Raw genomic sequence first — 22,371 nt, forward strand, 5'->3', positions numbered from 1 at the left:
CAACCTGGTTTGCAGCAGACAGTGCGGGGACTTTTTACAACGACGCACGGGCACTGACACTAATACAAAATCTTACACCGGGAGACCAGGCAGCTGAATGGGATAAAGTAAAAACCCAACTGATAGCAAATTCCACAGGAGGATTCAATCAGGCAATTGTGAGAACATCAGCAACAGAATTGACCATAAACCTTCCGGCAACAGCAGGATATGACATAACATCAACTCAGACCATAACAGTGAATGTCCCACACGACCTGACAGAAACAGTGGCAATTGTAGCTGCACCGACATTTGCAATCTCTACAGATGCAACGGCAGCAATTACAGGAACAGTTACTGATGCAGGTCTTAATGAGGCCAACATAATTGCAGGTGGTAAAACCATCATCGTTACACTGACAGGTGCAACATGGATTGCAGCAGATAATGTAAATAAATACACAGATACCCATGCCCTGGACATCATAAATAATATTACAGCAAATGCGGAGGGAGCTCAGTGGACTAAAGTAAGAAACGCATTGATAGCCGCGAATTCTGGAGGATTTAACGATGCAATTATTCGAGACAGTGGAACAGCAGTAACTATCACCCTCCCAGCAACGACAGGCTATGGCATTTCTGCAACACAGACCATCACATTGACTGTGCCGGCAAGTCTTACCAATACTGTCGCAATTGTAGCGGCACCCACATTTGGAATTGCTATCGTACCGGGGCCCTCACCAACAACAAGACCATCCTCCAGCGGAGGGGGTAGCAGTACATCATCAATCAGTGCAGGAGTTTCAGGCAATGTTCAGGCCGGCGGGACAGCGGCATTTACCTTTACAAAGACTGCAGTATCTGAAGTCACAGTGACAGTAAAAGACGATACTCCGAAGATGATGATAACTGTGGCAAAGACAGCTCTCCCGCGGGGAATAGAAAACCCTGACATGCAGGTATATCAGTATCAGCAGGTGACCTTATACTGGGCTGATGCTTCTGATGTCTCAAAGGGAACACTCGAATTTGGAGTTACAAAAGACTGGCTTTCAAAGAACGGACTAACCTTCGGCGATATCGTAATGATAAGATACAACGAAGAGACAAAAACATGGGAAGAACTCCCGACAGAGCTTATCGGTGAGGATGCAAACAACTATCGCTACCGTGCAACAACACCGGGATTCTCATACTTCGGAATCGCTACATCAGAAGGTGCAACCATAGTCAGTGAAGAAAAATCAATAAAGACAGTCGATGTTGTGGTTGTTGAAGAGACAGATGATGTTAGAATACCTGAAGAGACTACAGCAGCACCTGCCCCGGAAAAAACACCTAAGGCAACCCCGGTAGGATTTGCACCTTTATTTGCAATATTAATCTTTGGAATGTTACTTTTCCTGAGAACAAAATAATAAAATTTTAACATTCAAAACAATCCTTTTTTGACCTTACAATATTTGAATCTCAGATTTCAGAATGAAATCCGGTACATATGAATTACTCCGAAAAACAAATTTATTTGAGAAATATTTAACTGTTATAAAATAAATCTTCTCAGTATGCGAATAATGAATCGGGCATCCGTATGCATATCGCTGGGACTGATTATTTCATTCCTTCTGATATGTGCTCCGTCCGCCGCTATAGTTGCGGAATTAAAGGATGGAAATCTTCTGAATTCACAGAACGAGGGGGAATTAATACAATATACAATAGAAGTGAGCGGCATTCCTAAACAGGCACAGATTATCGAGATGAACACCGATCTGATGCCGGTTCCGGGCACTAACCTCTGGCAGATTGAGGGCAGCGGCTTTAACATCTCCGGCGGAGACGGGGCATTAAACGACCATAAGATTGAGCTTACAGAAGACGGGGAATTTTTAGACGGCATTCTGGTAACTGTATCCGGAAGAGTGCCTGTTCTTACATCGGTTGAAGTGGTGGAGGGTGTTGTCGTGACACAAAAAATCACACAGACAACAGGATATGTCTATTACCATATTGAAGCACTTGATCAAAATCGCGATATCCTCGGAACAGGGACGACCGAGACATTTTCTGTGACAATTCCTGATGATGAACAGTTCACATCAAGATTAAATGCCGTCACTGACACTGAAATGAGGGCCCTTATTGATGACCTGTACTCAAGAGGACTCAGAGAGGAGGCAAACGAACTCCTAAAATACGTTGAATCACCAAAAGATGCAACTGTTCCGTTTGTAACCGCGATTTTAATTGCAGTTGTGCTCTTTGTCATAGGACTCGGGGCCGGAGTTGTATTTGGTCAGATTCGGGCCAGGAACATGCAGGATTTTCAGGATGAATACAAGGGGGACTAAAAACAATGGCTCATGATGATATAATCGAAGGAAAACCCTTCCAGATGCCTGACGAGTTAACCGTTGTCGCAATCGGAGGGGCAGGAAAAAAGCTCATATCAAACCTTTATACCCATGAATGGTTCTTAGAGCACTATCTTACCGACGGAAAACGCTTAACTCTCTACACACTCGACACCGACTCAAACCAGAGAAAGGATGACATAAAAAGATCGGAACAGATCGAGGCGAGGGTCGGCGAGATCCAGAGGACAAACAGTCAGATGGGGGGGAGCGTTAAAAGCTACCATTACCACCTTCCTGACCTTGCAAACGTTGAGCGTGTCTCATCCTTAACATCAAAGGAGATAACAGACCAGGTAAAAAAGAGACGTGAACGTCCTCTTGTCGATGTATGGTGGATGAATGACCCGGAATACGGATTCGACTACCAGATGTTAAAGAAGGTTGACAAAAACATTGTTGATGACTTCGGGGGAGGAGTTCACCGCAGACGTGCAATATCAAAGGCGGTATTCTACAAAGCCATAACCCAGGGCGGGGAGCAGTTCCCGTCATTTCAGGGTCACGGCCCTGTTGCATTGATAGTCGGTCTCGGAGGCGGTACAGGCTCGGGAATGTTTATCGATCTCGCCCGCTACATCAAGGAAAAACGCGGTCAGGAGTCGAAAATATGGTTGTTTGTTGTGCTTCCGGCGGCAAGTGAAGGCGATAAGGAGCAGTTAAACGCCGCAATTGCATTATCAGAGATTGAATACCTGAATATGAAGGACGATAAGCTTTTTAATTATATAATCGTCTCATCCTTAAGTCCGACAGGATATGTTGACGGCGGGGACAGAAAACAGGAAGTAGTCGAGTTTGACTCCTCATTTCCCTATATGTTCATAAATTCATTCTACCTTCCGACAGCAGACATCTCGGCAATAGTTGATGCCAAAAAGGATTATTCCGGATTCATATTCGCAGATTCCCATGTAATAGAATATCCTGTTGAAAACCTGCGGTCACTTAAAAGAGGATTTGAGGACGTAATCGAAAGCTTCTCAGGAATTGCGCAGAACAGGGGGAAGATTCTAAAAGAGGTTTCTGACTTTATTGCAACCAGTGAAAACGAGTATCCCGGGGAATTTTCAAAGACAGACACCGAAATAACCCACGATGATGTCAACTCCTATCGAAAAGAGATTGAGAAGGTAAAGAAAGTCTGGGAGAATGAGATAACAGATCTTCTGAATTTCAAGACGCAGTCCATAATAGAATCGGCGGTCACAAACAACATGCCCGAGGAGTTAAAAGACGTCTCTTCGATAAAGGATTTTGACAAACTCGCAGAATATGTTGCAAGGCTGAAGAAGTCTCTTGAAAATGAGAGTAAACCGCACGAAAACGCGAAGGATCAGGAACTCTATGAGATTATAAAAAAGAACCTGCACCTTCTCGAAGTTATGTCAGACCTCCAGAAAAAGACACTTGCTGTTAACGAAAAATCGGCAAGAATTGCGCTTTTAAACATAATTCGCGGAGAAGAAAACTTTGGAAAGATATCCAGTGATCTCTCATCCCGCCAGTCGGCACTAAAAGGAGAGATAAGCGAGGCCGATACCAGGGTTAATAAGAAGCGCTCCGAACTCGGGGAGATCACAAAAGAGCAGAGCGATATGCTTGATCTGATAAGAACCGAGGTCAACGCACTTGCAAAACCTGTTGATGACTACGTCGCACTCGGACACGGCACAGGTGGCGGCAAGGACTCAATAGAAGATCTTGAAAAAGCATTCCTGGACAAATTCTCAGGCCTTCTCTTTGTATTAAAGGAAAAATTAAACCAGTCTGATAAGAACAAGGCAAAACCAATAAAGCGTGATGTCTGGCTCTCTCAACTTCCTCTCGGCGATCTGCAGGGAGATATTGAACGACTTGAAAAAGCAACATCGGCTGATTTCTCCTACCTAAAGGATCTTGCAGAGTCTGTCTCTTTATACTTCTTCAACGACTACATGCTCAAAGTTGCTAAAAAGCAGGGCTTTACAGACAGTCTTTTGGGAAAGAAGTTAAATTCCGAGATGTTTCGGAGTGAGAAGGCAACAAAGGAGGAGAGAATCCGAAAGATTTCACAGATGCATCCGGGAAAGATTTCAATACGCGATCCTTTCGATGTCTTCATTCAGGACAAATTCCTGACAAGAGAATTTGATTCAAGACTTGTGTCTTTAAGGCAGGCAACAGCAGGACCTCTGGTGTCCAGGTTCAATCTTGGTTCCGATGAGAAATCTGTCCTTATAAATTCATTCTCCGGCAGTGACACTGCATCGATTCTGACAGGCATCAGGGATGCACTTACCGCCATAATAAACAACCGTGAGGGATATTCGTCCAAGATTGGAAATATAAACACTGAGATAGATGCCCTGATTCAGTCCAGAAAGATGATGCAGCAGCAGATCGAATTTATGGCTAAGACTGACAGTCTCATCAGCACAACATTTGATCCAAGGAAGAAATTTAATGCGGATGTTGATGCCTATGAATCCGGTCTGAGGACTATTGATGAGAAGAGAAAGAGCGGAAACACAACCATTGAGGGAATGTACAGGACATGGTTCGGGGAGATTAACCCGAACATTCTCTCACTTTTAAACGACGATTCAGACCTCTCTGTTCTTGACTACGATGCTGAGGGTAAAGCCGAGATTGAGAAACTCTACAATATTGTGCAGTGGAAATACAAGGAGCTTGTTGACGCACACAAACTCGGTATAAACAACATATCCATAGGATACGGAGATGCCGGCACCGAGAGATGGAGCTTTGATAAGGCGGCCCTTGTCGCATCGTCACCTTCAAGGTGGCTTTCACAGTTGATAGACAACAAAGGCGCTGATTTCAGACGCACTCTTGTAAAATCGCTCGACCTAAAAGGTGTTGACAGTGCAAAGGTAAACTCCCACAACTACACAAAGCCCTGGGAGATATCACTCACTTTCTTTGCAGCGGCAAGTTTCCTTGACAATATATCCCCTCTTACAACAGGCGGCGGATACTGGGAGAAGTACGAGAAGGCGAAGAACAACATCCTCCACCATGCACTCTATCTTCATGAGGGGAAGTATGTTGTCCGCAACAAAACACTGCTTTTAACAGAAGCGGCAGAGATTGCTGACCTTGAGACTGGTGACAAGGCACAGGTTGAAGAGGCTAAAAGAAGAGTTCTGGATTTATACACTGAAAAGGATATCAAAGAGGCAGTCGGGGAATGATAATAAACAATAAAAGAAGAAAAATCTATCTTCTTTTAGCGCTCCCCATCAGCATAATTGTGGCATACATTTTTACAACGATTGCTCCTGTTTTTAAGCTTCATCCGGCACCGTTTGAGCTTACCGTTTTTGTCGAGTTTTTATGCGGTCTTTTCTTCGCAGTCGCAATCGGGATGATTTTTAATGAGGATTCAAGAATAAACGGGGTAATTTACGCAGGCATATTTGCGGCAATACCTGTATTTTATGTTCTGCTGACCCCTTGGGCAAACGTATATCTTCTTTTGGTCACATTCTCGGCAGGAGTCCTCTTGGGAGCTGTTTTTGTCGGAAAGTCGGTAATCACAAACCGCTATGACAATCTTGCAAAATTTGCAAAAGTTCTCTTTACAATATTCTTCACAATCATTATCGGATTTCTTGCATATGAGTTGTATTCAACAGCAATTGCACCTGCATCCGGGGTAACTGATGCCTATGCGGCACAGAGCATCTTCTTTTTTGGTGCGGGAATTGTTCTCTCCCTGATCTTATACTGGCTTACAATGAAGCTGACGGTCGGGGTTCGGGCATCTGACATATTTATATTCGGCCCGAGATCATCAGGGAAGACATATTTTGTCCTTGGCCTGTGGAGCTACATATCCGAAAACTTTGAAAAGGGGCACTCAAACGAGGGTGTTGTTTTAACCGGCGATCCTAATGACGAAGGAGACGACCTTCGTATATCAAGCCTTTACGCAGACGTTCTTGATGGAAAGATTCTCGCAAGGACATACCGTTACCAGATGGTGATGTACCAGCTCACCGGAAAGAAGTTCGGCTTAATTCCGGTCAAATGGACTGTAGTTGACTATGCCGGAGAGTATTACGACGAAATTAATGAGATTAACTTCAAAAAGGCTGTATCCCTTCTGAGTGAAAGGCTCAATATCCCAATCGGGGAGGTCCGGAAGAATACAGGGACTATCAGTTTTGTTAAATACATAAAACTGCACCACTCTGAAAAACTGCTTGACCCCGAGTTTACAAAGAGCGTTATTATATCGACAATGTACGGCAATTTCCTCAAAGCCGGAAAGGTCATCTTTTTAATCGACGGCGAGAAGATAACTGACAACAGGAAAGGGCATTCACAGCTTGCAAGGGAGTTTGGAGGCTATATGAAGACCTTAATTGACCTTGAAGGTAAGAATTACCTTGACTTTTTCAGCTCAAACAAAAAATACGCCCTTGTTGTCACAAAGACTGATCTGATCTTCTGGAAGAACAATGAGATAAGAAAACTTATTCAGTCAATGAACGCCGGGAAATTATCCGATATCCCTGAAAAGTCAAGAGAGGCGCTGAAAATTGAGAAGAATCTCTTTGATATTCTCAGTTCAAACAAGGTCTTTAAAAACCTTGTAAACATGATGAATGACATCTCGATGTATTTTGTTGCCGTATCCGTTGATGCATCCGCAGAGCCTTTCCCGACAGAAGAAGGAATGGAAGAGGAGATCTCCCCGACAGAAATTGCACCGTGGAGGTTTACGGAGATCTTCAAATTCGGCCTGTGATTATGCAGGGGGGTTTAAAAAATGGATGATTCATACGGAATATTTACAACAGACGGCGAGACTGTTGCAGGCACCCTGCGGGATGAATATGCATTAAATCTTGCAGAGAGGCTTGATGAGAGCACGGCGTCTTTGTATATAAGCACGAAAAACGGCGTTCTTCTGCTTGGAACCGCTGTTAACGTGCAGAAGAAGGGAAGGCGGCCTGACACATTCATCTATCTTGAAAAAGTGGGATGGATAAAAGAACTTCCGCCAAGAATTGATCTCTCTTTCATTCAAGAATTTTACGGCAGGGTTGAGAGAAGGCTTTTTGATATAGAGTATGAGGTGCGTGATCTTGCATCAGATGACGCTTTTTTTGATGACCGCAACAAAAAGGTGATTACAAAACTTTCAGATTCAAATGCGGCTGACTACTCTGTCGGCAGACTGCTTTTGGGAAAAGAGGTCGTATGCGTATCTGATGATCTCTCAAAGTCGGTAGATTTTGTGGTTGCTGTTGCAGAAAAACTTCTTTCATACATATCTGCAGGGTTTACGATTGTCGTCTCCAAAAGGACGTTTAGGGATGCAGATCTCCTTGTGACAGAGAAGTATTCAGGCAGGGTCAATATCGATTTAAACACCGAGAGAATCGATGATCCAAAATGGGGAAGCATATACAGAAGTGTGGGTGTTTTCGCCCAGAACCTTGTTATAAGACAGAAAATTTCAAAGAATCTTTCGCGTCAGAAACTTGAGGAAGCGCTTGTTTCAGGGTTTAAGGCAACAAAAAAGCTGCCGCCTGACAAATCCCGTCTCTTCAGGGAATTTCTTGATGAGGAGAATATCGGGGAATTTGAGACCCCTGAATTAAAATTTTCATCTTCTGCATATGAAACACAGACAGAGTATGGATATAAATCCCCTAAAGAGGCAGATTACGGGAAGTGGAAGGTAAACGACCATGACCGGGAGAATCTTATGCTTGAGTATGAGGAGCATATGGAGAAGAAGAGAAAGGGCAGAATTCAGATTCTGGCTGTTCTCGGAATACTTATAATTCTTATTTCAGCGGTTTTGTTCCTTTTTGTAATCAGTCCGGGATTTTTCAGTCCCGGAGAGAATACAACCGAAATCCCCCATATAACGCCTTCTGCTACGATTGTTCCGGAGAATATACTTAATGTTACACGACTGAACTCAGCGCCCGGAAACGTTCCAAACGGCCTCTCGGGAGTAGGGAGTGCATACGAGATAATAATAAAGGAGCCGGGGAATGTTACAATAGACCTGACTTCGGGATATAACCCGGATAAGCCGTATTATCTGATGAGATATAATCAGTCGGTATATTCCTGGGATCTTACTGAGACCACGCTTTTGTTATCTGAAGATTCGGCAACGGCCTTAATCCCTGAATCGGGAATATACCGCCTCTTCACAGACAGGGAGAGCGGTGAATAAAAAACCGCTTTTTGAAGAAAGATTGCCGACATACAGGAAGCATAGCAGGTATCCTTCATGAAAAAAAGCCTCTTTCTGAGAACAGGTCCGGTTATTCTCTTTTTTCTCCTTTTATCAGCGGCAGCCCTGCCTGTGAGCGCCGAACTGCAAAAAGGAACTATATCTGTCACCTCAAATCCTGAAGGTGCCGAGATCTACTTAAATGACGAATTTCTCGGCCGGCAGACCAATGCAGTAATACTGGACGTTTTTCCCGGAATTCACTACATCAGGCTTGAACTGCCGGGGTACCGGACATGGGAGAAGGTATTTGAGGTGAAAGAGGGAGGAGTTACCTATATCGGCCACGAGATGGAGCCTGTTGTGGGGGAGGCTTTTTCAGTCTCAACAAAACCGCAGGGTGCAGATATATATATTGACGGGGAATTTTACGGGATATCGAATACGATTTTATACCAGCTTCCCACAGGACAGCATTCTGTTCTCCTGACGCTTGACAACTACTCCGATTATTCAAAAACCGTGACTATAAACGAAGGTATGTCGCAGTCGGTTACCCATACGTTTGAGCCTGTGCCGACGACAGGCAGAATCACCTTTGAGTCTGTTCCCTCAAATGCACAGGTGTTTTTAAACGGCGAATTTAAGGGAAATACCAGACTGACGCTTGAGGAGGTAGCCCCCGGAACATATGATGTTGTGGTCAAAAAAGAGGGATATGACAACTGGCAGGGAAAGGTGGATGTTGCGGCCGGAAAGATATCAGAAGTGAAAGCAGACCTTACACTTGCAAAAGTGATTTTAAAGGTCGTAACCGTGCCCGGGGGTGCAGCGCTTTTCATAGACGGTAAGATTTCCGGAAAAACTCCTGTTGAAATATCAGTTGAACAGGGACTGCACACTATTCTGGTGGAAAAATTCGGTTATGAGAGTGTTTCAGAAGAGACAGATGTCAAAGCAGGAGGAGCTTCATTTTCTTTTGTTCTCATTTCCATGGCACCGCAGGCGATAGAGGAGGCTGAGAGAGCGGTTCTGGATAACATCGGATACAACCCGCAGAAGGCACAGGAGCTGATTGATTCCGCAATAAAAAGCTATGAGGAAGGCGACTCGGAGAGTGCAATAAACTATGCGGAGGCAGCGATTAAGGCCGCATTTGATGTCGATTCCGACGGGGTTGTAAATCATCAGGATATCAGTCCGAATCTCAACAATCTTGTGATATACATATCGCCGTTTATCATTCTCTTTCTCATTTTAGGACTTCTGATAAAAGACATCGCTGCACACAGGGTTAAGCCTGAGATCGTTATGGACGTCCCTGCGACGATTAAGGAGGATGATATGCTTGCAAGAGCACATATCACAGCCGATGCAGCGGGAGGGCCTTACAGGGGTTTTGTATGCACGGTTTACATCGACGGTGTGTCAATTGACCACTTCACTGACCCGGGAAAATATGATGTGATGCTCTCCGGAAGAGGCACGGGTGAGCACACAATTACAGCTCACCTTCAGGTCGCAAAGGAGAGATACGGAAGTGCTGATATAAAGGCCGAGGAGACTTTTACGGTTGAGACGGCCGGCCTTTCCGATGCTGTATCTGTTGGTGATGAGGAGAAGAGATCGATTATTGATACCGAGGAATACAGCAAAGACCTTGATGAGTATTATGAGGAGAAAGAAAGTGCTGATACAAAAACATGAATCATTTTTTTCCTTTTTAATTCGCAGACCGGAACAGAAAATCGTTTTTTTATAACAAAAACAAAAGGTCAATCAAATTGATTAAATAACAATAATAATAGTATTTATTTATGGTTTATCGGGCAGATGCAGATAATCTAAAGGATAATTTTTTTGGGATTTTAAATCCGGGTGTTCTGGAGATTTTTCTGGCCTTAGATTCCCGGCCTTTTCATTCTGATTCACTATCCGGATTTTTTGGAATTTCCAGAGAGAGAACTCAGGAGGCCATTTTTTTATTAAAAAATATTCTGGCCATAGATAATTCTGAGGAGAAATTAATTCTCACAAAAATCGGATCTGCATTAGTTTGTCACTTAAAAGCTATCTTTGAAGAAATTAGTTCTGAAAAATTTAATATGGCAGTTTTTGATGCTTAAAAAATCATTAAATATTCAGATGTTATACGCAGTTTTTTAGGATCATATGCGAATGACAGGGATATTGATCTTTTTATAAAACATCATATGGATCCTGAGAAGAAATCCACTGAAAAAACAGATCTTAAAAAATTTTTTGACACAATGCTGTTAGTATCATCTTATCCGGAATTTTTTGAGACTCATAATTATTCCCTTTTACCTGACTTTGCAATTCATAATATCGGCGCTATAAGAGATGCTTCATTTATATGCGATCCACCGGTCAATTTTTCACAGGGGTTTGGGTATTATCATGATATCCTTAAAGAGGCCGGACACATCCACGGGATATCCACCTGGGCTAATCCTGAAATTGCCTCAACAATTCTTGAAAAAGTCAGGGAAGGAGCCGAAGTGGGTTTGGTTATATCTGAAAAACTTGCTTTGGAACTCATGAATTCCCCTTCTTATATTAAGATGGAAGAATATGCCGGTTATGACAATCTGACTTTTTATGTTAATAAAGAGATAATCCCTGTCGGACTGACTATTACTGACAAAAAAATTTCACTTGGCATGTTTTTGAATGGCACAAATACATATGATTCCATTTATGATTTCATCTCTTCTTCAGAAGAAAGCCTTGAATGGGCTGAGGATTTATATGATTATTACAGAAAAAATTCATTGAGTCTGGATGAATACTGTCCTGTATAAAAACTTTATTTAACATAAACATCATTTTTTAGCTTTTTTAGGATATAAGATAATAAATCCTGATAAATTTTACTTCAAAAAAAATGGAAATAATATATATAGTTAATTAGCACTATTAACCAGCATACGAGGTTTTGGTCATATGAGAAAAATAATTGTAATCATGTTAATTGCGGCGTTATTACTCGCATTTCCGGTATCAGCGGCAAAAAATACGGATGATTTAAAAGGCACAGGCAGCGGATTCCAGGCCGCAGATGCGTCCAACAAAACAGCAGCAGGTATCAGCGATGAGCTCAAAGGTGCAGGCCAGCCGTCAGAACAGTCAGGCGGCTTAGTGATTTCGCAGGCAAATAAGAATGAATCTGCCGGACAGGGAGCAGGAGTATCAGCCGGAGTTACTTCCGCTTCCCAAAACCAGCAGGAGATTAAGTCCCAGATAAAACTGATGCAAAAAGAGAACGCAAATATCTCAGGCCTTGAATCCAGCAACAGGTTAAAGAACCAGAACACTGTCCGTGTTGCGGTTCAGACACTCCTTGCGGCAGGAAACATCTCCGGCGGAATCGGTGATCAGATATCTGCGATTGCAAAGGAGTTTAACAATTCCGTAAAAGCCCAGTACAATTCCGAGGAGAAGATACAGAACAGAAACGCGGTTTCAAGATTCTTCTTCGGCGGCGATTCGGATGCAGCGAAAGAAATTCAGGTACAGATTGAGCAGAACAGGCAGAGAATAGAGAACCTTAACACGCTCATGAACCAGTGCGACTGCGATGAGGAGCTCAAAACCATGATACAGGAGCAGATTCAGGCGCTCGAACAGGATCAGAACCGGCTTTCAGTGTTATCCCAGGCAGAACTTGGAGATAAGGGTCTTTTGGGCGGACTCTTTGGGTAATTCCCAAAATTATAATTATCTTTTTTTTATTTTCTAATTCTTTAGTCCTAAAATATTGTTACTGATATACATTTTTTCTGTGACCAATGCTGATTACTGTTATATGGATTTTATCCTGTTCAATACTCATTAAAACCCGATAATCGCCAACTCTGAGTCGGGAAACTCCGGCATGACCACGAAGAGTTGTTGTAAACCGGATTGGATCTTCACAGATGCTCTCAATCTTCTTTATGATTACAGCAGCAGCAAAACGATCTATTTTTTTGAGAAAACTGATTGCTTCATCAGTATATCCAAGTGTATATTTCAGGCTGTATCATCCTGATCCAGAAGTTCACGAACTTCTTTTGCAGAATGCACACGTCCGTTTTTTAGATCATCAAGACCACGGTTAAGAGATGCAAGTTCCTCAGACGAGAGAATGTCATCATCCGCTTCGTCAATAAGCTGTGTTATCAAATCCTGAAATTCCTGTTCAGGTGCACGGCGAAGCGCTTTAAGCTTTTCAAGACGCTCTGAGTCAAGAGTGATAACGACAGTTACCGATTCCGTCATAATAACATACTATTGTCAGATAAAATGAAATAAGTTTTGACGTTTTGGATCAGTTCTATGGATTTACTGTAACCCTAAAGAACAGATTAAAATGCCTCAGTCCATAGCTGTTTTTCATCAGCGGTTTTCACTCCGTGACACCCTGATTCATCAGAATATATGGATTCGTCATCCCGGATTCGGGCTATTTCTGATTTTATTTTTTTGTTCATGGTGTGAATTTTATTCCTGATCACATTTGAAAAATCAAGAGATTATTGATCCAGAATAGTATAACCCTGAACTTAATGATTTTTATGAGGAGAAGATAAAGGATAAAACTGATTTTTATTATTGTTTTGAATTTTTCACAAAATCAATATAATATAAAAATATAATAATGAATTATGAAAGACATTCAACAAATCTGTTTGAACGGTCATCAGATTACGTCTTTTGTTAATTTACATCCAGAAGAAAAGAAAATTTTTTGTCCAGATTGTGGTGCTGAAACTATTACTAAATGTCCTAATTGCCAAAAAACAATACCTGGAGGAGAACATGGTCCGGGTAGTTACGGTACAAATTATTATTTTCCTGCAAGTGTTCCGGATTTCTGTGAATATTGTGGAAAATCCTTTCCCTGGAAAAACAACAAACCTGATTCTAAAAAATCCAATGATATTACATTATCAGATACCGATAGTAGGAATGTTTTCATTGTTCATGGACATAATGACGTTATTAAAAATCAAATAGAGCTATATATCTCTCAATTAGGTTTCAACCCAATCATATTGCATAAAGAAGCTAATTTGGGGAAAACAATTATTGAAAAAGTAGAACATTATGGCAGGAAGTCCAGTTTTGCCATTATTTTATTCACAGGGGATGATTTAGGGGTAAAATACTTATCTCCACCAGAATCAAACAATCAATTTCTTAGTAAAAAAAGTATGAATCTGGAAAATACAAGAAAAGAAGAATATTACCGCAGGATAATCCATTCTTTAAAGCGAAGAGCAAGACAAAATGTAGTTTTTGAATTTGGCTATTTTATAGGATTATTAGGCAGAAATAATGTTATAATGCTTTATGAAGAAAGCGTTGAATTACCATCTGATATAGATGGATTTATTCATATCAAATTAGATCAAGATTGGAAAAATAATTTAGAGAAAGAAATCAAAGCAATATCAAGCTGAATCAATAAATTTACTGATAATATCAGTCTTTTGTATCTTTTTAACAATCTCTATATCTTCCCTCATATACGATATTATTTGTTTTTGTTCTGATGCAACAACATTGACCTCTATATCTCGAAAATCTCTTATTTTATTAAATTCATTGATGTGATCATTTATCCTTTCAAAAATAACATACAATTCGTCAATATCTAATACCAATTCTGCATCCAATTTATTGAAATACCCTTTACCTTCGCATTCTTTTCTTGAAATATCAATAAATTTAAAAGGAACAAGATGATACTCTAAATCACCATTATATTCAGAAATAATATCATTGCAACTTTTATCCAAATCCTTAACTCTTCTTAAATTCCGGATTATTTCTAATTTCAATCCATTAACTATGCCCTTTCGACAAAAATAATTTTTAAAATACAAAGTCAAAAACACAGTGAAAATGATTAGTAATACTTGAATAATTGCTTGAATGATTAAAAGCCACATATCAAAATTCGCAGAATCAGCCATTATAATAACATTTCAATAATGCAAGATAATTTTTATCATTATTTAGTTCGTGAAAGAAGGAGTGACCCATTGGTTTTCAATTAGAATCATAAGACAAAATGTTATTAATATGATTGAATAAAAATTAGATTATATCATTTTTGGGGTATTTGATTATGGAATTCTGTTTTGCAAGATTAAATGTTTATATGAATGAACAAAAAAGATTATTTAAAAATAGAGAATTTTCTGATAAAATTGAAATACTTAATTTTTTAGGTAAACTTATTATTGAAAATCCAGACTATTACTCATATTATAAACCAAATCAAACAGGTTTTCAATTTGATAATTTTGTAAAAGACGAAAATAACAATCTAATAGCAGCATATATTGGTAAACCAACAAAGTCGAAATTTCCAAAACACGATGAAAATATAGGTTATTACAAAGAAAAAATAATAACTAATCCATTTGTTTTATTTTTATATGATACAAAAAACCAAATGATTTCGATTCAATATAAATCTAAACCTTTTGAAAATTATAATAATTTATTTAATGCCATTAAAACTCATCTGAATGAGATTCTATTGGAACATGGATATCGTATAGAGATAAATCCAATTACAGAAAAAAAGGATTTTTGGACAGTTATAAATGAATCCGACAATATTTTTTCCGTTAGTTTACACTATGATATGCCAAATATTTATGCAGAAACAGATAATGAGTTGAAAAATATTTTAGGTTTAATTAAAGATAGTACAAACACAACTAGCTTGACAGAAATTTATGAAAATAAGGAAGGAAATCTAAATATTTCTGAAGCTGACAAATATTTCAGTGTATCTCTGGATTATATCGCACATGGAGAAGGAAATTGGAAGATAAAATTTGAATCAAATGGAAAAAAAAGTGAAATAAAAAGTAATGAGAATATTGAATTTACAAAAAAACAAATGCCTTCTTTAAGGGAAACAGAAAATTTAGAAGATTTTTCTTTATCCAAAATTAATTCTGCAATAAATTATGCTGAAAATTATATTCCAAATTATAAAGCACCAGAAAAAACAAAAAAATTAAGTGACCGATAAGGTATTTATTAAAATGATTCAGAAGCCACCTATAAAAAATAAATTTATCATATACACTATTTGTATATATATAATGTCTTTAATGGTGTCATTTTTAATCAGTGAAAGTTACAAACAAACAATATTTAATTTAATTCCCTCATATATTGGAATATTAATTTCGGGAATCATAGCCTGTATTGCAATTATTTTAGGTTTATTGTCGACAAACGAACTCACTGAAATATTTCATTTAGAATTCAAAGAAGTGAGATTAAATGGAAAAGAGCCCTCTGCTCATACGACTTATATTGAAAAAGCCATCAATAGCATCAAATTTGATGCAAAATTAGAAATTTATCTTTTTGGACTCTCAATAGCATCTCTATTATTATATTATATTGTTCTATCACAAGATTTTCAGGTGATTTTCTCATATGATAAATATTGTATTTTATTACCTAATTTTTCAAACAAAATCGTTACAACTATTTTAATTTCATTTTCTATATTTTCAATAATAACATCTATTTTCATCGTCCATGAAATCGTTACAAATATATTTTCAATATTTTATATTCGAACACAATTAATAAAAAAAGCTCTTTTGGAAAAAAAGTGAATATTTTATATTCAATTATTTTTTTGAGGAAATTGAACACTCAGACCGGAGTTAAATGAGTGATGAGTGGATTAAAAGACAGGATTAATAATTTAAATTTCAGAAAAACCTCCACAAAAATGACCCTAAGATCCCTACCACACACTCTTTTATCGACACATCACATACAATCTGTCGAAATATTTCAATTTCTTCGACAGATGGTAAACGGCCTGTCGAAAGGTTCGAAATCGTATATAAATGTAAAACTGTATGAAATGCTGAAATATGACAGCGAAAATTAGAAAAAACTCAAAAAAATAAATGGACTCGTCGAGATTCGAACTCGAGACCTCCGCCGTGTGAAGGCGACGTCATGACCAGCTAGACCACAAGTCCACATGTTGCCTTTAATCTGTTCAGTTTATGTTCTATTAAGGGTTTTGAAATTGTGCATAAACGTGTAAAAATCCATATAAAACTCAGACAATTCCTTTCTTAAAAAACCGGTTAAATCCATATTTTAAGTGTTTGCCATGAAATTCAACTGTGATTATCTTCAGCAGAAAGTGATATAACACATGATTCTCCATCAGAGTTATTGTATATGTTAAATGCTGAAGAAATTCTAAACGATACTCTCACAGGACATATTTTAACAGAAAAAGAGGCTCTCTTTCTCTTCAAAACAAAGGGAAGCGGGATATTTGACATCGCAAAGGCAGCTGATCAGATACGCTCTGAAAAATGCAAAGATATTGTGACATATGTCAGAAACCAGAACATAAATGTTACAAACTGCTGCATAAACTCATGCGGATTCTGCGGATTCTGCAAAAAGCCCGGCGACCCTGAACTCTATTTTTATGATGAAGGAGACCTCCGAAAAAAGATACGGGAGGCAAAAGAACGGAAGGTAACCGAAATCTGCACAGTAAGCGGACTTCATCCGGATTTCGATGCGGATTCCTACACAGAATTAATCAGACTGATTCATAAAGAAGCACCGGATGTCCACATACATGCATGCAATCCGATGGAGGTCGCATACGGAGCACAAAAAAGCGGCATCACAACTATCGAAATGCTAAAAAGACTAAAAGATGCCGGACTCGGGACAATGTGCGGAACAGCCGCCGAGATTCTCACAGACCCGGTAAGGGATGTAATCTGCCCGGGAAAAGTTGATACGAAGACGTGGATAAGAATCATAAAAGAGTCCCATAGTCTCGGGATAATGACAACCGCCACAATAATGTACGGACATGTGGAAAAAAATGAGGACATAGTATCCCACTTAAAAATTTTGAGGGATATACAAAACGAAACAAAAGGCTTCACCGAATTTGTGCCGCTCTCCTTTATCCACTTCAATACACCCATCTTTCAAAACGGACTTGCAAGACCGGGTGCCACAGGAAGAGAGGATCTCCTGATGTATGCCGTATCACGCCTCTACCTTCACAATTTCGACAATATCCAGGTATCATGGGTAAAGCACGGCATAAAATTCGCACAGCTTGCACTTCTCGCAGGCGCAAACGACGTCGGCGGCACAATGTTTGAAGAATCAATATCAAAAGGTGCCGGAGCACAAAATACGGATTACTTAGACCCTCTTGAGATGGAGAGGATATCAGTCGATATCGGAAGGGAGCTTTTAGAGAGAGACACCAGATATCAGCTCATCTGAAAAAAAGGGCACCAACTCCTTTTAAAACCATAAAAAAAAGTTTTCCCAGATTTAAATGCGATAAAGCATTTTACCTTAAATAACAAATAATTAAACAGATGGATATTACGCAGAGGAGAATAATTCTTCTTATAACCTCTCTCGGATCTTTTCTGACGCCCTTTATGGGCTCGTCAATAAACATCGCAATACCTGAGATAGGAACGGAGTTTTTATCAGACGCAATCCTCCTCTCATGGGTCCCGACAGCATATCTGCTCTCATCGGCTGTCATGATAGTCCCTATGGGAAGACTGGCCGATATGAGAGGCCGGGCGAAGATATTCACCTACGGAATAATAATCTACACAATCGGCTCCCTTCTCTCAACCCTGGTGCCCTCAATCGAGATTTTGATCCTGTGCAGGGTATTTCAGGGAATAGGCGGCGCCATGATATTCGGAACATCTGTCGCCATAATAACAAGCGTATTTCCGGCAAACCTCAGGGGATGGGCACTTGGGATAAACATCGCATTCGTCTACTCCGGTCTTACACTCGGGCCTGTAATCGGCGGAGTGCTGACAGAATTCTTCGGCTGGAGAAGCATCTTCTATCTGAATGTGATACTCGGCATCTTCATCATAATTCTGGGACTGAAATACTTAAAAATTGAAAAATATCCAAAAGATAAATCGAAATTTGACATCACCGGCTCAGTACTCTACGCAGTCACGATATTCTTTGTAATGATAGGTTTTCAGGGAATCTCGGAAACACGGGGATTTTTAATCCTTCTCGCCGGAATAATCTCGGGAATCATCTTTTTCATGTGGGAGAAAAGAATCGAACATCCGGTATTCAACATAAAACTCTTAACCGAAAACAGGGTCTTTGCATTCTCAAACCTTGCCGCTTTCATAAACTACAGTGCAACCTTTGCAATCGGATTTCTGCTCTCGATATACCTTCAGTTGATAAAGGGATTCTCACCCTTAAATGCAGGAATTATCCTGATTGCACAGCCCCTTCTTCAGACTGTCCTCTCTCCTTATGCAGGAAGACTCTCTGATAAAATCGAGTCAAGAATTCTCGCAACCGCTGGAATGGCAATGATAACAGTCGGCCTCATATTCTTCACAATTTTATCAGAAGAGACACCGGTTACAATAATCATTGCAAACCTTGCATTCCTGGGAATCGGATACGCACTCTTCTCATCGCCGAACACACATGCCGTCATGGACAGCGTCAGTGAAAGATACTATGGAGTCGCATCCGGAATGCTCGGGACAACACGGCTCTGCGGAATGATGGCATCAATGGGAATATCAATGATGGTCTTTGCAATAATAATGGACAGAGTCCCGCTTGCAGAAGTCCCGCCGGCACTTATAACCGAATCAGTAAACCTTGCATTCATGATATTTGTCGCACTCTGTGCCATAGGAACGGTTGCATCATATGTAAGAAATCCAAAAGAAAAACTAAAGAATAAAACAGAAAATTAAGCCGGAAAAGTCAGGACATTATGATTTATATTCCTTATACCAGCAGGGAATATCAGATTCAAAGCCATTGTGATCAAGATACACTCTTTTTACCCTCTCCCACATCATTTCTGTCTGTTCAGGCGAGCCTGTCTGCTTTGAATACCAGTGTGACCAGACTATGTCAGGTATTATCATCATTGCAGTGTAAAGTGAATATTTTTCCCAGAATTCAGGAGGTACTTCACCGCCGTTATACCCGTTAATCTGCCCGACAGAGAAGGGGATACTTTCAGCACTTGAGAAATATGCCGTTTTTACAAAATCATGCACAGGATCACCCCAGTCATACCTGTTAAAATCAATGATGCCGCAAAGCCTGCCGTCTCTTACAATAAGATTTCCCGGGTGATAGTCATCATGAAGAAATGACTGCCTTTCACATTTCATATTACAGTTATTATCCAAAATAAAGCGGGAAATTTTATCCATATCGATTATCCCGGTTTTTAATTTAAGCTCATCTAACAGTGCACATTTGTATGCATATTTAGATGAGTGCCTGTCATGCCATTCGGGAAGGCCTGAAGGTGCATCAAGGCTGTGAAGCTTCAAAAGCTCTTCTCCGGCATCAACCCCGAGGCTATACTGCTCATCCGGAGAAAGCTCTTTTAACGCCTCCTCCGCATCTTTGCCGGGGATGTAGTCAAGCACCATATAACAGAGGCTTTCATCATCAGATATCCCGTAAAATCGGGCCTTTGGGACAAGGGATGAAAATTCACTAATTTTTTTGATTGTATCAAACTCTGCTTTTTTATATTCTGCATTCACATTTTGGTTCAGTTCAGTAATTCTTAGCAGGTAATTCTCCCCTTTACCGCCTTTTAAGAGATATTTTCTCTCAAATGAAAATCCCCTCTCTATCTTTTTAACTTCCAGATATTGGGTTAAATCATAGATTTTTTTCTGAATTTTACTGAATGATTCCATAATTATTTAATCACGTCAAATTTTTTGGAATGATATATAGGTTTTTTTTATTGATAGTCTTCGTTATGTTTGAAAAATGCCAGCCATAGCTACTTAAGATCAATATACCTCACAAATCATACATTCAAAAAAATATGAAATCCGGCAATATTACATTAATTTTCAGCTGTTCTTTTTCTCATGCCCGTAATGTTTGATTAAAAAATCCCGTATCTTTGCAGACTCAATCCATCCCCTGTCAAGCTCATCTATCATTTTGTTGATCTCTTCTGCCTGACCAAGAATAATCTCACTTTCGCGTCCGCCGCTCATATCTGCAATCCCGACAATCACAGCAAGCGGGTTTCTTATGGAGTCATTTAAAATCGAAAGTTTCCTGATGTTATCCTCTATCTGAATAAGCGCTGCCTTCTCCCTCTCGATGGATAAATATCTCTCTGTAAGATCCTGCATCAGGACAATTACTCTCCCGTCATCAAGGTGAACAGTCAGAAAATTGATCTTCTTAACCGAGCCGTCTTTGCAGCTTACATCATATATGTGCTCTTCATCACCGGCATTTTCTCCGCGGCCCGGCCGTATCTCCCATCCGGATCTCACAAAACGCCTGTAATCCTCATCAGGATAGGCAAGTAAAAACCAGTCTTCACAGTCTGAAATCTCCTTAATATTATAACCAAACAGTTTTTCAAACTCTGCGTTCAGATACAGGGTTTTCCTGTGTTTATCCTGTAGAAGAAGAGGTATAGGAAGCTGTCTTACAATATCATAAAAATTTTTGCGATTCTTTTTTATTGATTCCTCAGCCTCGTGCCTTACTGTAACATCCCTTGAATTAAGCAGAACTCCGGATATGACAGGATTATCAATAAGATTGGTAGCCACAGTCTCTACGTATGCATAAGAACCGTCAGAACGCTTAAATCTTATAGGGTGTGTGAACAATTTGCCGGATTTTTTCAGTAAATTCTCCCACTGCTCCATTACGTATTTTAAATCATCAGGATGGAGATAATCCATTATTTTTTCTCCGATTAAGGACCCGTCCTCATACCCAAGAATATTTTTTCCGGACGGACTCTGGTACCTTATGGTGCCATCCGGATTTACTATTGTAACCAGATCATGAGAATAGTTTATAAGAGATCTAAACCTCTCCTCGCTCTCTTCAAGCGCCTCTCTGGCTTTTATTGTGTCAGTAACCTCCTGGTTTATTATAACAGCGCCCAGGAGAACCCCCTCCTCATCAGTTACAGGAAGTGACCAGTTATAGATCATCTTTCTTTTCCCGTCAAATGACTCTATTTCAAGAAGTTCTCTTTCAACCGTCTCCCTGTTTTTTATGGTCCTCAAAAGTGCCCAGTCCTCTGCCCCTATAGGTTTTTTCGTATCATAGAACCATCCCTTAAATACGCCGTAATCTTTGGTTCCAACGAATTTCTTCTCATTCCAGATCGCCTCCCCGGCAGGATTTGCAAAGACGAGCTTTCCGTTTTTGTCAGCAAACCATACCCCTATCGGGAGTTTGTCAAGAATAACTTCCAGCTGTTTAGCCTTAGTCTTCAAATCCCGCACAATCTCATCTTTGGGATTATAAGAAAAAATTACCTCACCGGAATTGGTGGTGTAAACAATAAAACCGGACTGTACAAAAGAATGTCCTTTTCTAACATCTCTTCCTGGGGTCAGATTATCCAGTAATGCCCTCAGCTCATCTTTTTCTGTAATAGAAAATATAGGAGTCTTAAAAGAGGAGCACACTTCCGGCAGGGATTTTCCAATAAAATCTTCTTTTTTTATTTTTTCCGCAGATTCAGCTTCCCTGTTTATATTAACTATAATGTAATCGCCGGATTTTTCCTTTTTTTTCAAAATAAAAGAGGGATATTTGTGTTCCTCAAAAAAGAATCTGTATAGGTCATCTCCGGCCTCCATAATATCAAAAATCCTTCAATAAATCCCTGTT

The 22,371-nt window shown here is 39.9% G+C and carries 20 protein-coding genes and 1 tRNA gene; 14 read left to right on the forward strand and 7 right to left on the reverse strand.

Features of this window, described 5'->3' with window-relative positions; translation table 11 throughout:
* The 9 genes from ACTB1O_RS01980 to ACTB1O_RS02020 form a co-directional block, all read left to right on the forward strand.
* Positions 1 to 1,406 (forward strand): PGF-pre-PGF domain-containing protein (locus ACTB1O_RS01980; RefSeq protein WP_462993463.1); only part of this gene is annotated, 1,406 nt, incomplete at its 5' end.
* A 147-nt stretch (positions 1,407 to 1,553) separates the two neighbouring features.
* A complete protein-coding gene (locus ACTB1O_RS01985) occupies positions 1,554 to 2,339 on the forward strand; it encodes a hypothetical protein (RefSeq protein WP_462993464.1) in 786 nt (261 codons plus the stop codon).
* Positions 2,340 to 2,344: 5 nt separating this feature from the next.
* Positions 2,345 to 5,599 carry a tubulin-like doman-containing protein gene (locus tag ACTB1O_RS01990; RefSeq protein WP_462993465.1) on the forward strand — a complete coding sequence of 1,085 codons (3,255 nt, stop codon included), beginning with the start codon at positions 2,345 to 2,347 and terminating at the stop codon, positions 5,597 to 5,599.
* On the forward strand, positions 5,596 to 7,161 hold the full coding sequence (locus tag ACTB1O_RS01995) for a hypothetical protein (RefSeq protein ID WP_462993466.1): 1,566 nt from the start codon (positions 5,596 to 5,598) through the stop codon (positions 7,159 to 7,161). The genes ACTB1O_RS01990 and ACTB1O_RS01995 overlap by 4 nt, the downstream gene beginning before the upstream one ends.
* Before the next feature lie 21 nt (positions 7,162 to 7,182).
* Positions 7,183 to 8,610, forward strand: coding sequence for a hypothetical protein (locus ACTB1O_RS02000; RefSeq protein WP_462993467.1), 1,428 nt, complete (start codon positions 7,183 to 7,185; stop codon positions 8,608 to 8,610).
* A gap of 57 nt (positions 8,611 to 8,667) precedes the next feature.
* Positions 8,668 to 10,317, forward strand: coding sequence for a PEGA domain-containing protein (locus ACTB1O_RS02005; RefSeq protein ID WP_462993468.1), 1,650 nt, complete (start codon positions 8,668 to 8,670; stop codon positions 10,315 to 10,317).
* Between the two features lie 110 nt (positions 10,318 to 10,427).
* A complete protein-coding gene (locus ACTB1O_RS02010; RefSeq protein ID WP_462993469.1) occupies positions 10,428 to 10,736 on the forward strand; it encodes a hypothetical protein in 309 nt (102 codons plus the stop codon).
* A gap of 87 nt (positions 10,737 to 10,823) precedes the next feature.
* Positions 10,824 to 11,435 carry a helix-turn-helix transcriptional regulator gene (locus ACTB1O_RS02015; protein WP_462993470.1) on the forward strand — a complete coding sequence of 204 codons (612 nt, stop codon included), beginning with the start codon at positions 10,824 to 10,826 and terminating at the stop codon, positions 11,433 to 11,435.
* 142 nt (positions 11,436 to 11,577) lie between these two features.
* Positions 11,578 to 12,336: a hypothetical protein gene (locus ACTB1O_RS02020; protein ID WP_462993471.1), complete on the forward strand. Its 759-nt coding sequence runs from the start codon at positions 11,578 to 11,580 to the stop codon at positions 12,334 to 12,336.
* 58 nt (positions 12,337 to 12,394) lie between these two features.
* Here the strand turns inward: ACTB1O_RS02020 and ACTB1O_RS02025 are convergent, their stop codons facing one another.
* The 3 genes from ACTB1O_RS02025 to ACTB1O_RS02035 all read right to left on the reverse strand — a co-directional run bounded on the left by ACTB1O_RS02025 (position 12,395) and on the right by ACTB1O_RS02035 (position 13,106).
* A complete protein-coding gene (locus ACTB1O_RS02025; protein ID WP_462993512.1) occupies positions 12,395 to 12,649 on the reverse strand; it encodes a type II toxin-antitoxin system RelE family toxin in 255 nt (84 codons plus the stop codon).
* On the reverse strand, positions 12,646 to 12,894 hold the full coding sequence (locus tag ACTB1O_RS02030; RefSeq protein WP_462993472.1) for a hypothetical protein: 249 nt from the start codon (positions 12,892 to 12,894) through the stop codon (positions 12,646 to 12,648). The genes ACTB1O_RS02025 and ACTB1O_RS02030 overlap by 4 nt, the downstream gene beginning before the upstream one ends.
* Positions 12,895 to 12,980: 86 nt before the next feature.
* The gene (locus ACTB1O_RS02035; RefSeq protein WP_462993473.1) at positions 12,981 to 13,106 is read right to left on the reverse strand and encodes a hypothetical protein; all 126 of its coding nucleotides are present in this window, start codon (positions 13,104 to 13,106) and stop codon (positions 12,981 to 12,983) included.
* 174 nt (positions 13,107 to 13,280) lie between these two features.
* Here ACTB1O_RS02035 and ACTB1O_RS02040 point away from each other — a divergent pair, with 174 nt between their 5' ends.
* Positions 13,281 to 14,078: a DUF2321 domain-containing protein gene (locus ACTB1O_RS02040; RefSeq protein ID WP_462993474.1), complete on the forward strand. Its 798-nt coding sequence runs from the start codon at positions 13,281 to 13,283 to the stop codon at positions 14,076 to 14,078.
* Here the strand turns inward: ACTB1O_RS02040 and ACTB1O_RS02045 are convergent.
* A complete protein-coding gene (locus tag ACTB1O_RS02045) occupies positions 14,070 to 14,594 on the reverse strand; it encodes a hypothetical protein (RefSeq protein WP_462993475.1) in 525 nt (174 codons plus the stop codon). The two genes, ACTB1O_RS02040 and ACTB1O_RS02045, sit on opposite strands and share 9 nt — an antisense overlap.
* A gap of 155 nt (positions 14,595 to 14,749) precedes the next feature.
* On the opposite strand from ACTB1O_RS02045, the gene ACTB1O_RS02050 reads away from it, so the two are divergent.
* The gene (locus ACTB1O_RS02050) at positions 14,750 to 15,670 is read left to right on the forward strand and encodes a hypothetical protein (protein ID WP_462993476.1); all 921 of its coding nucleotides are present in this window, start codon (positions 14,750 to 14,752) and stop codon (positions 15,668 to 15,670) included.
* 73 nt (positions 15,671 to 15,743) lie between these two features.
* Entirely contained in the window at positions 15,744 to 16,271 is a 528-nt protein-coding gene (locus ACTB1O_RS02055) for a hypothetical protein (RefSeq protein WP_462993477.1), read from the forward strand.
* 304 nt (positions 16,272 to 16,575) lie between these two features.
* Here the strand turns inward: ACTB1O_RS02055 and ACTB1O_RS02060 are convergent.
* Positions 16,576 to 16,649, reverse strand: a tRNA-Val gene (locus ACTB1O_RS02060).
* Between the two features lie 208 nt (positions 16,650 to 16,857).
* Between ACTB1O_RS02060 and cofH the strand changes: the two genes are divergently transcribed.
* Positions 16,858 to 17,943 (forward strand): 5-amino-6-(D-ribitylamino)uracil--L-tyrosine 4-hydroxyphenyl transferase CofH, encoded by a 1,086-nt coding sequence (gene cofH, locus ACTB1O_RS02065; RefSeq protein WP_462993478.1) that lies wholly within the window; start codon positions 16,858 to 16,860, stop codon positions 17,941 to 17,943.
* Between the two features lie 98 nt (positions 17,944 to 18,041).
* Positions 18,042 to 19,433, forward strand: a complete 1,392-nt coding sequence (locus tag ACTB1O_RS02070) for an MFS transporter (protein WP_462993479.1) — start codon at positions 18,042 to 18,044, stop codon at positions 19,431 to 19,433.
* 18 nt (positions 19,434 to 19,451) lie between these two features.
* Here the strand turns inward: ACTB1O_RS02070 and ACTB1O_RS02075 are convergent, their stop codons facing one another.
* Entirely contained in the window at positions 19,452 to 20,405 is a 954-nt protein-coding gene (locus ACTB1O_RS02075) for an aminoglycoside phosphotransferase family protein (protein WP_462993480.1), read from the reverse strand.
* A 162-nt stretch (positions 20,406 to 20,567) separates the two neighbouring features.
* A complete protein-coding gene (locus tag ACTB1O_RS02080; protein WP_462993481.1) occupies positions 20,568 to 22,277 on the reverse strand; it encodes a PAS domain-containing protein in 1,710 nt (569 codons plus the stop codon).
* Positions 22,278 to 22,371: the final 94 nt, after the last annotated feature.

This window comes from Methanomicrobium sp. (genome assembly GCF_055145805.1).

What these genes read in the sequence shown, in the direction of transcription:
- ACTB1O_RS01985 (WP_462993464.1), top strand. Translation starts at nt 1,554, where the DNA reads ATGCGAATAATGAATCGGGCATCCGTATGCATATCGCTGGGACTGATT.
- ACTB1O_RS01990 (WP_462993465.1), top strand. Translation starts at nt 2,345, where the DNA reads ATGGCTCATGATGATATAATCGAAGGAAAACCCTTCCAGATGCCTGAC.
- ACTB1O_RS01995 (WP_462993466.1), top strand. Translation starts at nt 5,596, where the DNA reads ATGATAATAAACAATAAAAGAAGAAAAATCTATCTTCTTTTAGCGCTC.
- ACTB1O_RS02000 (WP_462993467.1), top strand. Translation starts at nt 7,183, where the DNA reads ATGGATGATTCATACGGAATATTTACAACAGACGGCGAGACTGTTGCA.
- ACTB1O_RS02005 (WP_462993468.1), top strand. Translation starts at nt 8,668, where the DNA reads ATGAAAAAAAGCCTCTTTCTGAGAACAGGTCCGGTTATTCTCTTTTTT.
- ACTB1O_RS02010 (WP_462993469.1), top strand. Translation starts at nt 10,428, where the DNA reads ATGGTTTATCGGGCAGATGCAGATAATCTAAAGGATAATTTTTTTGGG.
- ACTB1O_RS02015 (WP_462993470.1), top strand. Translation starts at nt 10,824, where the DNA reads ATGGATCCTGAGAAGAAATCCACTGAAAAAACAGATCTTAAAAAATTT.
- ACTB1O_RS02020 (WP_462993471.1), top strand. Translation starts at nt 11,578, where the DNA reads ATGAGAAAAATAATTGTAATCATGTTAATTGCGGCGTTATTACTCGCA.
- ACTB1O_RS02030 (WP_462993472.1), bottom strand. Translation starts at nt 12,894, where the DNA reads ATGACGGAATCGGTAACTGTCGTTATCACTCTTGACTCAGAGCGTCTT.
- ACTB1O_RS02035 (WP_462993473.1), bottom strand. Translation starts at nt 13,106, where the DNA reads ATGAACAAAAAAATAAAATCAGAAATAGCCCGAATCCGGGATGACGAA.
- ACTB1O_RS02040 (WP_462993474.1), top strand. Translation starts at nt 13,281, where the DNA reads ATGAAAGACATTCAACAAATCTGTTTGAACGGTCATCAGATTACGTCT.
- ACTB1O_RS02045 (WP_462993475.1), bottom strand. Translation starts at nt 14,594, where the DNA reads ATGGCTGATTCTGCGAATTTTGATATGTGGCTTTTAATCATTCAAGCA.
- ACTB1O_RS02050 (WP_462993476.1), top strand. Translation starts at nt 14,750, where the DNA reads ATGGAATTCTGTTTTGCAAGATTAAATGTTTATATGAATGAACAAAAA.
- ACTB1O_RS02055 (WP_462993477.1), top strand. Translation starts at nt 15,744, where the DNA reads ATGTCTTTAATGGTGTCATTTTTAATCAGTGAAAGTTACAAACAAACA.
- cofH (WP_462993478.1), top strand. Translation starts at nt 16,858, where the DNA reads ATGTTAAATGCTGAAGAAATTCTAAACGATACTCTCACAGGACATATT.
- ACTB1O_RS02070 (WP_462993479.1), top strand. Translation starts at nt 18,042, where the DNA reads ATGGATATTACGCAGAGGAGAATAATTCTTCTTATAACCTCTCTCGGA.
- ACTB1O_RS02075 (WP_462993480.1), bottom strand. Translation starts at nt 20,405, where the DNA reads ATGGAATCATTCAGTAAAATTCAGAAAAAAATCTATGATTTAACCCAA.